General features: G+C 69.7%; 12 protein-coding genes, 5 tRNA genes and 1 other RNA gene. 4 read left to right on the top strand and 14 right to left on the bottom strand.

Annotation, left to right across the window (positions count from 1 at the left end; translation table 11 throughout):
* The 3 genes from HV826_RS21635 to mglB all read right to left on the bottom strand — a co-directional run bounded on the left by HV826_RS21635 (position 1) and on the right by mglB (position 1890).
* Positions 1–690, bottom strand: coding sequence for a dihydrolipoamide acetyltransferase (locus HV826_RS21635; protein ID WP_176418910.1), 690 nt, complete (start codon positions 688–690; stop codon positions 1–3).
* A gap of 121 nt (positions 691–811) precedes the next feature.
* On the bottom strand, positions 812–1399 hold the full coding sequence (gene mglA, locus HV826_RS21630; protein WP_002637269.1) for a gliding-motility regulator Ras-like GTPase MglA: 588 nt from the start codon (positions 1397–1399) through the stop codon (positions 812–814).
* An 11-nt stretch (positions 1400–1410) separates the two neighbouring features.
* The gene (gene mglB / locus HV826_RS21625) at positions 1411–1890 is read right to left on the bottom strand and encodes a gliding-motility regulator GTPase-activating protein MglB (RefSeq protein ID WP_002637270.1); all 480 of its coding nucleotides are present in this window, start codon (positions 1888–1890) and stop codon (positions 1411–1413) included.
* A gap of 325 nt (positions 1891–2215) precedes the next feature.
* Here mglB and HV826_RS37870 point away from each other — a divergent pair, with 325 nt between their 5' ends.
* The 3 genes from HV826_RS37870 to HV826_RS21610 are packed head-to-tail and all read left to right on the top strand — an operon-like array spanning position 2216 to position 7565.
* Positions 2216–3739, top strand: a complete 1524-nt coding sequence (locus HV826_RS37870; protein ID WP_368670965.1) for a collagen binding domain-containing protein — start codon at positions 2216–2218, stop codon at positions 3737–3739.
* Positions 3736–5706 (top strand): FecR domain-containing protein, encoded by a 1971-nt coding sequence (locus HV826_RS21615; RefSeq protein ID WP_176418909.1) that lies wholly within the window; start codon positions 3736–3738, stop codon positions 5704–5706. The genes HV826_RS37870 and HV826_RS21615 overlap by 4 nt, the downstream gene beginning before the upstream one ends.
* Positions 5707–5708: 2 nt before the next feature.
* A complete protein-coding gene (locus tag HV826_RS21610) occupies positions 5709–7565 on the top strand; it encodes a protein kinase domain-containing protein (protein WP_176418908.1) in 1857 nt (618 codons plus the stop codon).
* 36 nt (positions 7566–7601) lie between these two features.
* Here the strand turns inward: HV826_RS21610 and recR are convergent, their stop codons facing one another.
* The 4 genes from recR to dnaX all read right to left on the bottom strand — a co-directional run bounded on the left by recR (position 7602) and on the right by dnaX (position 10953).
* On the bottom strand, positions 7602–8195 hold the full coding sequence (gene recR / locus HV826_RS21605; protein WP_163783331.1) for a recombination mediator RecR: 594 nt from the start codon (positions 8193–8195) through the stop codon (positions 7602–7604).
* 6 nt (positions 8196–8201) lie between these two features.
* Positions 8202–8519: a YbaB/EbfC family nucleoid-associated protein gene (locus tag HV826_RS21600; protein ID WP_163783332.1), complete on the bottom strand. Its 318-nt coding sequence runs from the start codon at positions 8517–8519 to the stop codon at positions 8202–8204.
* 94 nt (positions 8520–8613) lie between these two features.
* A complete protein-coding gene (locus tag HV826_RS21595; protein ID WP_176418907.1) occupies positions 8614–9360 on the bottom strand; it encodes a DNA polymerase III subunit gamma/tau in 747 nt (248 codons plus the stop codon).
* 384 nt (positions 9361–9744) lie between these two features.
* Positions 9745–10953: a DNA polymerase III subunit gamma/tau gene (dnaX, locus tag HV826_RS21590; RefSeq protein ID WP_176418906.1), complete on the bottom strand. Its 1209-nt coding sequence runs from the start codon at positions 10951–10953 to the stop codon at positions 9745–9747.
* A 157-nt stretch (positions 10954–11110) separates the two neighbouring features.
* On the opposite strand from dnaX, the gene HV826_RS21585 reads away from it, so the two are divergent.
* The gene (locus tag HV826_RS21585) at positions 11111–12568 is read left to right on the top strand and encodes a mannosyltransferase (RefSeq protein ID WP_407938416.1); all 1458 of its coding nucleotides are present in this window, start codon (positions 11111–11113) and stop codon (positions 12566–12568) included.
* Between the two features lie 65 nt (positions 12569–12633).
* Here HV826_RS21585 and ffs read toward each other — a convergent pair.
* The 7 genes from ffs to HV826_RS21550 form a co-directional block, all read right to left on the bottom strand.
* Positions 12634–12726: signal recognition particle sRNA small type (gene ffs / locus HV826_RS21580), an RNA gene on the bottom strand.
* A 30-nt stretch (positions 12727–12756) separates the two neighbouring features.
* Positions 12757–12843 (bottom strand) — tRNA-Ser (locus tag HV826_RS21575).
* Positions 12844–12855: 12 nt separating this feature from the next.
* A tRNA-Ser gene (locus HV826_RS21570) sits at positions 12856–12942 on the bottom strand.
* A 5-nt stretch (positions 12943–12947) separates the two neighbouring features.
* Positions 12948–13412 carry a tRNA adenosine(34) deaminase TadA gene (tadA, locus tag HV826_RS21565; protein WP_176418904.1) on the bottom strand — a complete coding sequence of 155 codons (465 nt, stop codon included), beginning with the start codon at positions 13410–13412 and terminating at the stop codon, positions 12948–12950.
* A 20-nt stretch (positions 13413–13432) separates the two neighbouring features.
* Positions 13433–13509, bottom strand: a tRNA-Arg gene (locus tag HV826_RS21560).
* 29 nt (positions 13510–13538) lie between these two features.
* Positions 13539–13628: transfer RNA gene (locus tag HV826_RS21555), tRNA-Ser, on the bottom strand.
* A 44-nt stretch (positions 13629–13672) separates the two neighbouring features.
* Positions 13673–13759 (bottom strand) — tRNA-Ser (locus tag HV826_RS21550).
* Between the last annotated feature and the right edge of the window lie 44 nt (positions 13760–13803).

Genomic DNA, 13803 nt, shown 5'->3' with positions numbered 1-13803 from the left:
CTACTGCCCGGGAATGGAGCGGGTGACGGGCGGCGGCGCGGCCTTGCGGCCCGACTCACGAGCGACGGAGACGTCATAGCGCACCGCGGGCCGGTCCTTCAGGTCCGTGGTGATGCCGCCCTGCTCGTAGCCCACGACGTGCACGGTGGAGGTCTTCCCCGGCTCGGAGTTGAAGGTGTAGCTGGACTGCACCTTGAACTTGTAGCCCTCCAGGTAGCTGAACACGCCGTAGCCCTTGCCCCGGTACACGAGGCGCACGGCGAGCTGGTGCTGCCCGGGGACGATGCGGCCGTTGAAGACCTCGAAGCGCTCGCGCTTGCCCAGGTCCGTCTGGCCCTCTTCATCCACCTGCGTGTAGACGGGCGCGCCGTCGAGCGCGTACGCCACCGACTCCAGCTCGAAGGAGCCGCCCATCTCGTTCTTGTGGAGGATGACGGCGCGAGCGCCGGTGGAGACGTCACCGCCCAGCACCGTCTCCTGCAGCAGCAGCAGGCGCGCCTTGGAGCGGTAGATCTTCTCCTTCAGGTCGACGACGTTCTCCTCCAGCGTCTTCACGCGGGTGTCGAACGCCTCGTCCGCGGTGGCCTGCGCGGAGGGAGGAGCGGAGGCGGCGGGCTCCTGCGCGAGCGCCGGCCCACAGAGGGCGGCGCCCAGCAGGGCGAGGAGCGGGAAGGTGGCGGCGACACGCACGGTACGACCTCAGTGGGCAGACGGTCCGACCTGACGGCAAGGGAGGACATAGCACCCTTGCCTGTAGGACGTCTTGCCACGCCGTGGGCGGGGACCGGGGTCGCCCGCCTGGGCGCTTGCTTCAACCACCCTTCTTGAGCTCGGTGAGGACGAGCTTCGCCACGGCCTTGAGCGTGTCGAAGACGCCCACGCCCGTGGGGGCCACGGCCTGGTACTCCGGGATGTTGCGGGGGTTGAGCGCCTTGCGCATCTCCTCCACCGTCACCGCGTTGGGCAGGTCGCGCTTGTTGTACTGGATGACGTACGGAATCTTGTTCAGGTCGTAGCCCTGCTCCGCCAGGTTGATGCGGAGGTTCTCGAGCGACTCCATGTTCGCTTCCATACGTTCAATCTGGCTGTCTGCCACGAACACGACACCGTCCACGCCCTTGAGGATGAGCTTGCGGCTGGCGTCGTAGAAGACCTGACCGGGCACCGTGTACAGGTGGAAGCGCGTCTTGAAGCCGCGAATCTCACCGAGCGACAGCGGCAGGAAGTCGAAGAAGAGCGTGCGGTCCGTCTCCGTGGACAGGGAGATGAGCTTGCCCTTCGTCTCCGCGGCGGTCTTGTTGTAGATGTACTGAAGGTTCGTCGTCTTCCCGCAGAGCCCGGGCCCGTAATAGACAATCTTGCAGTTGATTTCGCGGGATGAGTAATTGATGAAGGACATGGCTTCCCGGGTTACTCGCTGAAGAGGTTGTCGATATCGTCGTCGGAGATCTCGGCGAAGGGCGACCCAGCTCCAGGACTGTCCGTCTTCTTCACCAGGCTCTCGAAGATCTTCGTGAGCTCGTCGCTGGCCTTCTTGATGCGAAGGCGGACGAGGCCGAGGCTGGTGCGGTTGTCGAAGATGACGACCAGCACGACCCGGCTGCCGACGATGGTCATGTACAGCGAGTCCTTGGCCCCCTCGTGGAACTGGTTGGGGAACTCGTTCTCCCCAATCAGCTTGGCCAGGCCTCCCATCGCCGCCACGTTGCCGGCCGTCAGCGAGGCCAGTGACGTGGTGTCGATGTTCTGCGTCTGACCCGCGGAGGAGATGAGCTGCCCGTTCTTGTCGACGAGGAAGACCACCTTCGCGTTCGCGTCCTTGGTAAGCCGGTCGCAAACGGCGTTGATCTTGGTGAACTCCTCTTCGTACATCACCAGTTGCGTGCCCATGGGCGTATGCGCTCCTCAGCGTTCGCTCGCCCCGCTCATGGCGACGCTCCGATGTTTCTAGAGTGAATCCACGAGGTTAGACGAGGCGCTACCGACCGTCAGGATGCTTAGCAAAGCGTCTCCACTCCAGCAAGAAGCCTTCCGCTTCCTGAAGGAGGTTCCGTGCCCGTTCCCATGCCCTCCGGACGCCCTGTGGGGTGGAGGCCACGGATCCGCACCCTGCGCGCGAGGGGTGGAACGGGCTTGTCCCCCGGGGTTGGGGGCCTTCCCGGCTTTCTCTATACTCCGCCGCGTTTTGCCGCTTCCGCTTCTCCCGCGTTGCTCCGTGGCGCGCCTGGCGCTGGTGCTCCTCGTCATGCTGGCCATGCCCTCCGCCCACGCGGAGGCGGTGGCCGAGCACGCCTCGTTGCGCCTTCGCTATGGGCTGTCCCTCCGTGACGGCCGTCAGGCGGATGTAGGGCCCGGGCTCACCTATGAGGGCTTCACGCCGAACGACGTGGAGGCCGTGGGCACGGCGTGGCTGGGCACGTCCTGGCTGGGCGCGTGGGCCGGGGGGCGGCGGGAGGCCTTCGACCTGCGGGAGGGCGCGCTGCGGATCACCGGGGGCAGTCTGTGGAGGGTCTCGGCGGGCCCTCGGGCGCGCTTCTTCCTGGGCCCGGTGCGCGCGGAGCTGGGCGCGGGCTACGGCTTCTCGCAGCTTCCCCACTTCAGTGACTCCACCGAGCCGGTGCTCCTCCGGGGCGCGCGGCATGCAGCGGTGGTGGGGGGCTCGGTGCGCTTTCCCCTGATGCTGGGGCTGCGGTTGGAAGCGCGCGGCGAGCTGCCCGTCTCGCTGTCGGTGCGCGACGCCGCGGGCGCCCGGGCGGAGGCGACGGGGTTCTCCGCCGGGGGCGCGCTGCTGGTGCCGCTGCGGCGAGCGGAGCGCTGGACGGGCACGCTGGTGCTGGACTTCCAGCATGTGCAGGACACGGTGACGCTGGCGGATGGGACGCAGTCCCGGCAGCGGCTGCGGCGGCTGGGCGCGGCGCTGGAGCTGGCGTGGCATGACGGTGCCCGGGTGGCGCGGCAGGTGCCCGTACCGGTGGCGGTGGTGGTGCCCGGGAGCGTGCGGTTTCACGTGCTGGACGCGCGGACGGGCGCGCCGCTGCCCGGGGCGCGGGTGATGGTGGAGGGCGAGGCGCACGTGGCGGACGCGCAAGGGCTCGTCGAGGTGGCGTCCCTGTTACCCGGGCCGGTGTCCGCGCGGGTGACGGCGGAGGGGTACGCGTCCGCGGAGGCGACGGCCACGGTGGAGGAGGGCCTGCGCGCGGAGCTGGAGGTCCGAGCCGCGCCACTGCCGCCGCCGACGGGCGCGCTGCGGGTGACGGTGGTGGATGCGCGGACGGGCGTGCCGCTGCCGGACATTCGCGTGTCGGTGGGCACGGCGCAGGTGCGCACGGACCTGACGGGGCAGGCGGTGGTGAAGGACCTGGCCCCAGGGCCGGTGGCTGTCTCGGTGGCGTCTACGGGCTTCCGGTCCGCGGATGAAGCCGCGGTGGTCATCGCCGGGCAGGAGTCCACGCTGTCGGTGCCCCTGGCGACGGAGAAGAAGGGGACGCGGGCCACGCTGGTGGGACAGGTCCGCAGCGCGCGAGGGGGCAAACCGTTGGCGGCGACCCTCCTCATCACGAAGGCCCGGGTGCGCGCGCGCACGGATTCGAAGGGGGCCTTCAATGTCCAGGTGCGGGGTGGCACCTACCGCATCACCCTCTCCGCGCGAGGGCACCTGTCCCAGACGAAGGTCATCACCCTGCGCGAGGGTGAGCGGACCATCCTGAATGTCGACCTCTTCCCGAGGGGGAAACGGTGAGTGCCCCGCGTCGTTGGTTCCTGGTCCTGCTGCTCCTCGTCGCGGGGTGTGATGATGACGCCGTGGCGCCGCCTCCCGGGCCCTCGGAGGTGGTTGATGCTGGCGCGGGTGAGGTGCTGGGCCGCCTGGAGGGCTTGCGCGGCGACGTGCGCCTGGAGCGAGGTGGCAAGCAGGGGGCCGCCCAGGAAGGCCCCCTGTACGGAGGCGACGCGGTGGAGACGGCCTCGGGTGGCGCAGCCACGGTGCGTTTCCCGGATGGCCGTTCCGTGGAGGTGGGGCCGGATGCGCGCTTCGCGTTGGGCGCGGAATCGGGAGGCATCGTGCTCCAAGTGGAGCGCGGCATCCTGCTGTCGCGCGTGCCCGCTCGTGAGCCGCGCACGGGCCGGGGCGCGAAGGTGGCGTTGACCATCCGCACGCCCTTCGGCCTCACGCGCGTGGGAGCGGATGAACCCAGCGAGGTGCGCGTGCAGGTGGCCGAGGACGCGGGCAGCGTGGAGGTGCGGCTGGGCGCCATCGAGTTCGTGGGCCGTGACGGCAAGACCCTGCGCGCATCCGAAGGCGAGACGGTGGAGGCGACGTCCGGCCGGACGGAGCTGGTGGTTCGCGGGGCGCGTGTCCTGGAGCTGGCGCCGATTCCGGTGACGGTGCGGCTGGGGACGGGGCGCGCGGAGGTGTGGGCCAAGGGGGCGTCGGCCTGGCGCGCGGTGGCGAAGCAGGGCGAGGTGCTTTCGCCGGGAGGCAGCGTGCGCACCCGGCGTGGAGGCTCCGCGGTGCTCGCGCTGGAGGGCTCGGCCACGGTGGCGTCACTGGGCTCGGACGCGGAGCTGGTGCTGACGTCGGCGGAGCAGGGCGGCGCCACGGACGAGGCGCGCTTCGACTTGTTGAGGGGCTGGCTGAACCTGCAGCTCGCGCGAGGGCGCACCAGCCGGCTGGTGCTGCCGGGGCTGCGGGTGGAAGGCGGTGGCGAGGCGCGGCTGGCGGTGCGCCGCACGGCCGCGGGCTATCTGGTGGATGCCCTCACCGGCGAGGTGACGCTGGTGCGCGGAGACGCCCGGCAGGCGCTGCGAGCGGGTGAGCGCGCCACGGTGGAGGCGTCCTCCGCGCAGGCGCCGCGCGTCGAGCCGCTCAAGCCCGCGCCACTGGCCCTGGGCGTCGTCAACGGCGCGGAGGTGTTCCATCCAGGGCTGCGGGAGGTGGCCATCACCTGGGAAGGGGAGGGCGAGGCCACGGTGGAGGTCGCGGAGGACGCGGCCTTCACGCGGCCGGTGCTGTCGGGCACGGTGTACCGTCCCTTCATCAATGTGCCGGCGCCGGCGCGTGGCAGGCTCCACTGGCGGGTGCGCCGCGAGGATGGGACGCAGGTGTCGGGCAGCGCGTCGTTCGCGCCGGAGCGCGCGGTGCGCTCGCTGGCGCGGGTGCGCAACGTGGTGCCCGAGGGGCCGGAGAAGACGACCATCTTCTACCAGGACAAACCCCCGGCGGTGACCTTCACCTATGCCGCGGAGACCTCCGCGGCGCGCTACCGTGTGGCGGTGTACCGCGCGGGGGCATTGGATACGCCGGTGGCCGAGCGCACCGTGACGGAGACTCGCGCCGCGCTGGACGCGGGCGCACTGCACGAGGGCAGCTACCTCTGGTCCGTCACGCCGCTTTCCGCCACGGGTGCACAGCTCAAGGGGGGACGGATGAACAAGCTGGAGCTGGTCTACGACAACTCGGTGCCGGTGCTCATGGTGTCCACACCGCGCAACGGACAGGCGGCGGGCGTGAGGGTGCGCGCGGCCGGCGTCGCACCTGTGGACGCCCGCCTGTCCATCAATGGACGCCCGGTGGCGCTGGATGGCAAACACCGGTTCAACACCTGGGTGGAGCCGGTGGGCTCGCCGCCCGTATTGGTGTTTAAGATGACGCGTCCTGGTGCCCCGGCGGTCCATACAGTGCGCACCCTGAAACAGCGAGGGCCGTGAGGATGTCCCCCCCCCAGACGACCCTGCCTGTGCCGGACGCGGGCCTTGTTCCCCTGCTGCAGCCATATGGCCCGTACGTGCTCGTGCGGAAGCTGGCCGAAGGCGGCATGGCGGAAATCTTCCTCGCCAAGCTGCTGGGCGCCGACGGCTTCGAGCGCAACGTCGTCATCAAGCGGATGCTGCCGCACCTGACGAACAACCCCGACTTCGTGGAGATGTTCCGGGACGAGGCGCGGCTGGCGGCGAAGCTGGCCCACCCCAACATCGTCCAGATTCAGGAGCTGGGCTTCGCCGAGGGCTGCTACTACATCTGCATGGAGTACCTCGCGGGGGAGGACTTCTCCACGACGCTGCGGCTGGCCGGGCGCAAGCGCCACTACGTGCCGCTCCCCGTGGTGCTGCGCGTCCTCATCGACGCGGCGCGCGGGCTGCACTTCGCGCACGAGTTCACCAACGAGGCCGGACAGCCGCTCAACGTCGTCCACCGCGACATCTCTCCGTCGAACCTGTACCTGACGTACCAGGGGCAGGTGAAGGTGCTGGACTTCGGCATCGCCAAGGCCGAGTCGCGGCTCGTCAACACGCGCACCGGCGTGGTGAAGGGCAAGTACATGTACATGGCGCCGGAGCAGGCGCGCGGCAAGGAAGTGGACCGCCGCGCGGACGTCTTCGCGCTGGGCGTGAGCCTGTACGAGGCGCTCACGCATGTGCGGCCCTTCTCCCGGGAGAATGACCTGGCGGTGCTCAACGCGCTGCTGCAGGGCGAGCTCAAGCCGCCGCGCGAGCTGCGGCCGGACTTGCCCGAGGAGCTGGAGGCCATCCTCCTCAAGGCCATGGCCTTCAAGCCGGAGGACCGCTACCCCACGGCGGAGGCGTTCGCGGACGCGCTGGAGACGTTCCTCTCGGAGCACCTCAGCGGCTCGGGCGCGATGCCGCTCGGCGCCTTCTTGAAGGGCCACTTCGGCGAGGAGCGCTTCACCGAGCGCTCGCGCATCCCCACGTTGGCCACGCTCACCGCGACGTACGGAAGCTCCGCGGAAGGGGCGCAGGCGCAGGGCGCGGAGCCGCACGGGACGAATCTGTATGGCGTGCTTGCCCGGGACGGTGACGCCACGTCCGCGCAGCGGCCCGGCATGTCCATGCGGCCGTCTTCGCCGGGCGTGCCCGCCCATGGCGCGGCTTCACGCGGGCCGGCGTCATCGGAGCCCGCGACCACGGCAGGGGGCCGACGCTGGCGCACGCTGGCGGTGGGTTTGGCGGGCGGCTTGTTGCTGGCGGCGGCGGGCATCGTTGGATACCGGCAGTGGGTGACGACGCCTGCCTCGGTGTCGCTGGTTCCGGCGACGGCGCCCATCGTGGAGGCCGTGGCACCACCGGTGGATGCTGCCGCTCAGGCTGGCTCGCCGACGGAGTCCGTGGTGAACGGGGCGGGGGGCGCTGTGGCCGCGGCGGAGCCGGCGCCGGGCGAAGCCGGGCTCGCGGGGGCTGCGTCCGATGCCGAGCCGGAGGCGGATGAAGAAGTGGCGGACCCTTCACCCGTGCGGTCGAAGAAGGCCTCGTCGCAGAAGCGGGTGACGCTGGGCATCGACGACGTGCAGCGTGTCGTCTCGCGGGGACGGGCGCGCATCACCACGTGCTTCGAGCGCTACAAGGCGGACCTGCCTTCGAGCCAGGGCGAGGTGCAGGTGCAGCTCACCATCGTCTCATCGGGCAAGGTGCGGGCGGGGACGCGGGGGCCGCTGGCTTCCTCGGGCGTGGGCCGCTGCCTGGAGGCCCAGGCGGAGCGCCTTCGCTTCCCGCCTCACCGGGACCAGGAGGTCACGGTGGTGATGCCCTTCTCGTGGCGGGTGACGCAGTAGCGGCGCGAGGTGGCTCGCGCCGCCACCGTGAGGGGCCTACAGGTCTCGGCGGGCGGAGAGCGCCTTGGCGAGCGTGGCCTGGTCGGCGAACTCCAGGTCGCCGCCCATGGGCAGGCCCTGGGCGATGCGGGTGACGCGCAGGCCCATGGGCTTGAGCAGGCGGGTCAGGTAGAGCGCGGTGGCTTCGCCCTCGACGTCCGGGTTGGTGGCGAGGATGAGCTCCTCCACCCGGCTGTCGTTGAGGCGCTCCAGCAGCTCGCGGATGCGGAGCTGGTCGGGGCCCACGCCCTCCAGGGGAGACAACACGCCGTGCAGGACGTGGTAGCGGCCCTTGAACTCACGGGTGCGCTCCAGCGCCATCAGGTCGGCGAACGTCTCCACCACGCACAGCACGCGCTCGTCGCGCCGCGTGTCCCGGCAGAAGTTGCAGGTCTCCGCGTCGGTGAGGGAGAAGCAGCGCACGCACAGGTGCACCTTCTCCTTCACCTCGTGGATGGCCTGCGACAGCTCCGCGGCGTACTCACCCGGCGCCCGCAGGATGTGGAACGCGAGGCGCTGCGCGGTCTTCTCGCCAATGCCCGGCAGCTTCGCCAACTGGGCGACGAGTCGATTCAGCGGATCGGGGGTCATCCGGTATCAGGTAACGCCGGGGATTTTGACGCCGCCGGAGATTTTCGCGAGCTCGCGCTGCATGTGCTGCCGGCTGCTCGCCAGGGCGGCGTTCACCGCGGCGGTGATGAGGTCCTCGAGCATCGACGTGTCGTTGGGGTCGATGGCTTCCTTGTCGATCTTGATGCTGCGGATCTCCTGGATGCCATTGGCGACGACCGTGACGCGGCCGTCACCGGCCTTTGCCTCCACGCTCTCATCCGCCAGCTGCTGCTTCCGCTCTTCAATCTTCTCCGTCAGCTTGTTCGCCTGCCGGATGAAGTAGTTCAGGTCGACGCCAGGCATATGCTTCCTCGGTGCTCGTGGGAGCGGGTGCCATGGACGTGGCCCCGCCCCGGCGTGGAATGGGGCGCCACCCTACCGTTGCGCGAGGCGGTTGTCAGGCGCTGTCGTCGGGAGTGTCGGCCGCTGGCACGGCCCCGGGGCGCTCGGGCTCGTAGACCTGGATGTGTTCGATTTCGCCCCCCAGGAACTTGAGCACCGCCCGGACGGCGGGGTGGCCGCGGACCTTGCTGTCCGTGTTCTTCTCGTGGGTGGCGCGCGTCTGCGCGTCCTGCTCGGCCAGGCTGGGGCCCAGCCGGGGGTCGTCCGGGGACGCATCCTGGACGGTGAGCTTCACCGGGCGGCCGAAGTGCTCGGCCAGGGCCTTGTCCACGGCGGCCTTGCCCGCGGTGGCGTTGACGGCCATGCGGTGGAAGCCGGCCACGGGCAGGAAGCCGAGGACGATTTCGCCGTTCTTCATGGACAGCAGGCGCCCGTTGGAGAGCGCCGCGCCCTGCCGGGGATGGGAGGCCTTCACCGTCTCCACGGCGGCACGCCAACGCTCGATGAGGGGCAGGTTGGGGTTGTCCCGGGAGCGGGTGACCGGGGCCGGCTCGGGCTCGGGCTCGTGGTGGATGACGGGCTCGGGCGCTGGCGCGGGAGGCGGAGGCGCGGCGGCGACTTCGGGGAGGCACTCGCCGGAGGCACAGCCTTCGGGGGAGTTCTCCTCGGGGTAGTAGCGCGCGTCCTCTTCCTCCGCGTAGGGCGGCGATTCCGGCGGCGCGATGGGCTCGGGCCGGCGGATGTTGGTGACGCGGACCGACGGCGCGGGCTCGGTGGTGCGCGACAGCGGCGTGGCGCCCACGGCCCCTACGTCCCCGCCCCCCGTGCCTCCCGCGGGCGCGCGGCGGAAGGTGACAGTCCATCCAGCACCGGGCCGGCGGGGACCACCTGAGTGGCCTGATAACCCTGGGGGGACGGGGTGGCGCCGCCACCGTTACGGAGGAACGACAGGGGGCGGGCCGCTGACGGTGACAGGCCCTCCATGTGGGGCCCGGGCGGCGGCGGCTCGGCCGGGGGCATGGCTCCAGCGTGGCCTATGCGCGGCGGCTCTTCCTGGCGCACGGCCGCCATCGGCGCCGGTGGCTCGCCGACGCGCGCAGGCGTCTGCCCTTCAGGCGCAGCCCTCGCTTCCCACGGTCGTGGGGCCGGGGCAGCGGCCTGCATCACGGATGCGTCGTGTCGTCCTTCAGGCGCGAAAGTTCGTGGGACTGGAGCGACCTCCCGGCGCTCCAGCGTTCGACTTCGCGGAACCTTCACCCATCCCCGCCGCGAGCTTGTCCACGCGGGCAAGCAGCTCGGGAATGGACCCCCCCGGCGACAACTGGATGGCCTTGAGCAGCGCCATCTCCAGGGCCAGCCGGGGCTGGGCCGCGCGCGACACGTCCCAGATGCAGCCGTGCACCACGTCGAAGAGGCGCGTGAGCTGCGCGGCCTCCGCGTCCTGAGCCAGCGCCACCAGCGCCTTCTGCTCGGACTCGGCCAGCTCGTCGGGCGCCTTGCCCAGCGTCTTGGTGACGAAGAGGTGCCGCAGCTGGAAGGCCAGCTCCTCTGCCAGGCGCTTCAAGTCCAGGCCGCGGTTGAAGACCTCCTCCACGCGCTCCAGCACCCGCTTCGCGTCCTTGTGGACGAGCGCATCGGCGAAGTCCTGCACCAACGTCCGGTCGATGGCGCCCAGCGCGTCGGCTACTTCCTCGTCGGAGGGGTTGGCGCCGCACGAGGCGAGCACCTGGTCCAGAAGGCTCAGCGCGTCGCGCATGCCACCTTCGGACTGGCGCACGACCAGCGACAGCGAGCGGTCGGAGATACCAGCGCCCTCCGCCTTGCAGATTTCCTGGAGCCGCTGAAGCATCCGCGCCGCCGGAATCCGACGGAAGTTGTGGCGCTGGCACCGCGACAGGATGGTGTCCGGGAGCTTGTGCGCCTCCGTGGTCGCGAAGATGAACTTCACGTGCCCGGGCGGCTCCTCCAGCGTCTTGAGCAGCGCGTTGAACGCCGCTCCCGACAGCATGTGGACCTCGTCGATGATGTAGATTTTGTGCCGGTCCCGCTGGGGCAGGTACTTCGCGTTCTCGCGAATCTCGCGGACGTTCTCGACGCCGTTGTTGGAGGCACCGTCGATTTCCGCGACGTCCACGCTGGTGCCGGCGGCAATCTCCGTGCAGGCACGGCACTCGCCACAAGGCTGGGCGGTGGGGCCCTTCTCACAGTTGAGCGCCTTGGCGAGCAGACGCGCGGCCGTCGTCTTGCCCACGCCACGAGGGCCACAGAACAGGTACGCGTGCGCGACCCGGTCCATCTTGATGGCGTTCGCGACCGTCCGGACGACGTGCTCCTGCCCGGTCATGTCGTCGAACTTCTGTGGGCGCCATTTGCGGGCGAGAACGAGGTAGCTCATGGGGGGCGTCATCTAAACACGGCGGCGTGAATGATCCATGTCGTTGCCCTCCCACGAGGTGGGATTCCACTCCCCGTCAGGCTCGGACCCAGGGTGGGCAACCGAACGCTTCACACCTTGCGTCCGGGAACGCGGGCGGGAAGAGTCGGCCGCGCCCGTGTCCGCGCCCCTCCTCGCCACGCCCACTGACGCCAACCCGACACCCGAGCCTACCTCGCTGGAGCCCGAGCTCACGCCGCCAGAGGCGCCGGCCCGGAGCTGGATGCGCTGGCTTCTGGGGGCCGTGGCGCTGCTGCCGGGCCTCATCGCGGTGGTGCAACTGGGCCGCATCCACCCGGATGAGGTGTACCAATCCCTGGAGCCCGCCTGGTGGCGCGTCCACGGCTACGGCGTCCTGGCGTGGGAGTGGCGTGAGGGCCTCCGCAACTGGGCCGTGCCCGGTGTCCTGGCCGGCTTCCTCAAGCTGGCGGACCTGCTGGGCATCACCCACCCACGGGCCTACCGCGTCCTGGTGGCCCTTCCACAGGTGGCCTTGCACGCCTGGAGTCTCTGGGCCGCGTACCGCTTCGCCCAGCGCCGCGCGGGGACCTTGGGTGGCCTGCTGTCGACGTTGCTCGTGGGGCTCTACGGACCGGTGCTCGTCTTCGCGGGGCGCACCATGGCCGAGTCAATCTCCGCCTCGCTGCTCATCGTCGCCGTGGAGGCGCTGGACCGCAGGGCGCGGCTCGCGAGGGCGGGGCTCGTGGGCGGCATGGCCCTGGGGCTGGCGGTGGTGGCCCGCTACCCGTCGGCCATCTTCGTCCTGGCGGCGCTGGTGTGGCTGGCGGCGGCGCGGCAGTGGCGGCTGCTCGCCTTCACCTGCGCGGGCGGGTTGGGCGTGGCGGTAGCGCTCGGCGCGCTGGACTGGGCGACGTGGGGCTCGCCGTTCCACTCCTTCTTCGCCTATGTCCGCTTCAACGTCCTCTCGGGGAAGGCCGCGGCCCAGTTCGGCGCCGATGCACCCAGCTTCTACGTGAAGCCGCTGTTCACCGCGGTGCCCCTCTGGGCCTGGGCCGCCGTGCCCGTGGGAGTCGCCGCGCTTCGCCGGCACCGCGCCGTGTCCCTGCCGCTGTGGTGCGCCGCCGTGTACACCGGCGTGCTCCTGGCCACCGCGCACAAGGAGGAGCGCTTCCTCTATCCCGGCCTGATGCTGGGGGTGCTGGCCGCGGCGCCACCCGTGGCGGCGGGCCTCGTCCAGCTTGCTCGGCCAACGAGGCGGTGGGGCCTGGCAGGACTCGCGCTGGTCGCCAGCCTGGCCTCGGCCGCCTTCTTTCCGTCCGGGGACCTGCGGGCAGACCAGCTCCGGGCGATTGTCGCCGCCACCCGGGGCAACGCGCGGGGGCTGCTCATCGTCAACGAGGGGCTGTGGGGCTCGGGCGGCTTCTTCTACCTGGGGAAGCGGATTCCCTGGCTCACCTGTGACTGGCCCCACGACGGCGCGTTCCAACGCGCGCTACGGGACAGGACGTTCAACCGCGCCGTCACCTTCGAGGACCGAGCGCTCGACGAGCTCCAGGCCGGCGGCTTCCACATCGTCCGGAAGGTGGGCCGCGAGACGATTCTCTCCCGCGAGTAGGGGAGGGGGGCGGCCAGCCCGCAAAGGCGAAGAGCCGGTGCCCTTTAGCAGGACACCGGCTCTTCAAAAGGACGGCCGGGACACACGCGGAAGTACGCTACCGTTGCTTCCTTCCGGACCTGGCGGGGTTCGCGCCCCCACGTTGTCCCGACCATAAGGGATGTAACCACGGACTGCAGAAACAACAACGGAGAGGGTGGGATTCGAACCCACGATACCCTTTCAGATATACACGCGTTCCAGGCGTGCGCCTTCAACCGCTCGGCCACCTCTCCAAAAATCTGGAGCGGAGAGCGTAGGATTCGAACCTACGATACCGTTACCGGTATGCCTGATTTCGAGTCAGGTGCCTTCGACCACTCGGCCAGCTCTCCAGTATTCAATTGTCACGTTTCTTCGTACGCAAGCGCCCGAAGAACGTCTTCAAAAGCAGGCGGCTCTCGTCCGCCAGGATACCACTCGTGACCTGGAGCCGGTGGTTGTGCCGAGGCTCTTCGACCAGGTTGTACAGCGAGCCCACCGCACCGGCCTTCGGATCGGATGCACCGAAAACGAGTCGTGTCACGCGAGACTGCACCAGTCCTCCGGCGCACATGGCACATGGCTCAAGCGTCACATACAGGGTGACACCCGAGAGCCGCCAGGCGCCGATTCTCCGGGCTGCGGCATCCATTGCCAACATTTCCGCGTGAGCGAGCGGATTGCGGTCCACTTCGCGGCGATTGAAACCAGTGCCAACGACTTCACCGTTCAGCACTGCCACCGCACCTACGGGGACCTCTCCGAGTTCCGCTGCTTCCCGCGCGAGCGATAACGCCTGCTGCATGAAAACTTCGTCACTCATGGAGAACTGCTCGAAAGAAGTGGCGCTCCCTGGAGGATTCGAACCTCCGGCCTTCGGATTCGTAGTCCGACGCTCTATCCAGCTGAGCTAAGGGAGCATTTCTTCCGGCGCTGCTACAACAACAAGTGGCGGAGAGAGAGGGATTCGAACCCTCGATACCCTTTCGAGTATGCAGGTTTAGCAAACCTGTGCCTTCAGCCTCTCGGCCATCTCTCCAACTCTTCTCTGTCAAAGAGCCAACAAACTCAAGAACAAAAACTCGGAGGCGGTAGGATTCGAACCTACGGAGAGCTTTCACCCTCTGCGGTTTTCAAGACCGCTGCCTTCAACCGCTCGGCCACGCCTCCATACCACCGGGGCCGACTTGGCACCCCCCGGACCGACGTCCGTG

This window comes from Myxococcus sp. AM010 (assembly GCF_013372585.1).
Lineage (GTDB): Bacteria > Myxococcota > Myxococcia > Myxococcales > Myxococcaceae > Myxococcus > Myxococcus vastator.
Note: the sequence above shows the minus strand (reverse complement) of the source record. Positions and strands in the feature narration are given on the sequence as shown.

Coding starts and splice junctions, on each gene's coding strand:
- mglA (WP_002637269.1), bottom strand. CDS start 1,399: ATGTCCTTCATCAATTACTCATCCCGCGAAATCAACTGCAAGATTGTC.
- tadA (WP_176418904.1), bottom strand. CDS start 13,412: ATGAGTGACGAAGTTTTCATGCAGCAGGCGTTATCGCTCGCGCGGGAA.
- dnaX (WP_176418906.1), bottom strand. CDS start 10,953: ATGAGCTACCTCGTTCTCGCCCGCAAATGGCGCCCACAGAAGTTCGAC.
- HV826_RS21610 (WP_176418908.1), top strand. CDS start 5,709: ATGTCCCCCCCCCAGACGACCCTGCCTGTGCCGGACGCGGGCCTTGTT.
- mglB (WP_002637270.1), bottom strand. CDS start 1,890: ATGGGCACGCAACTGGTGATGTACGAAGAGGAGTTCACCAAGATCAAC.
- recR (WP_163783331.1), bottom strand. CDS start 8,195: ATGACCCCCGATCCGCTGAATCGACTCGTCGCCCAGTTGGCGAAGCTG.
- HV826_RS21600 (WP_163783332.1), bottom strand. CDS start 8,519: ATGCCTGGCGTCGACCTGAACTACTTCATCCGGCAGGCGAACAAGCTG.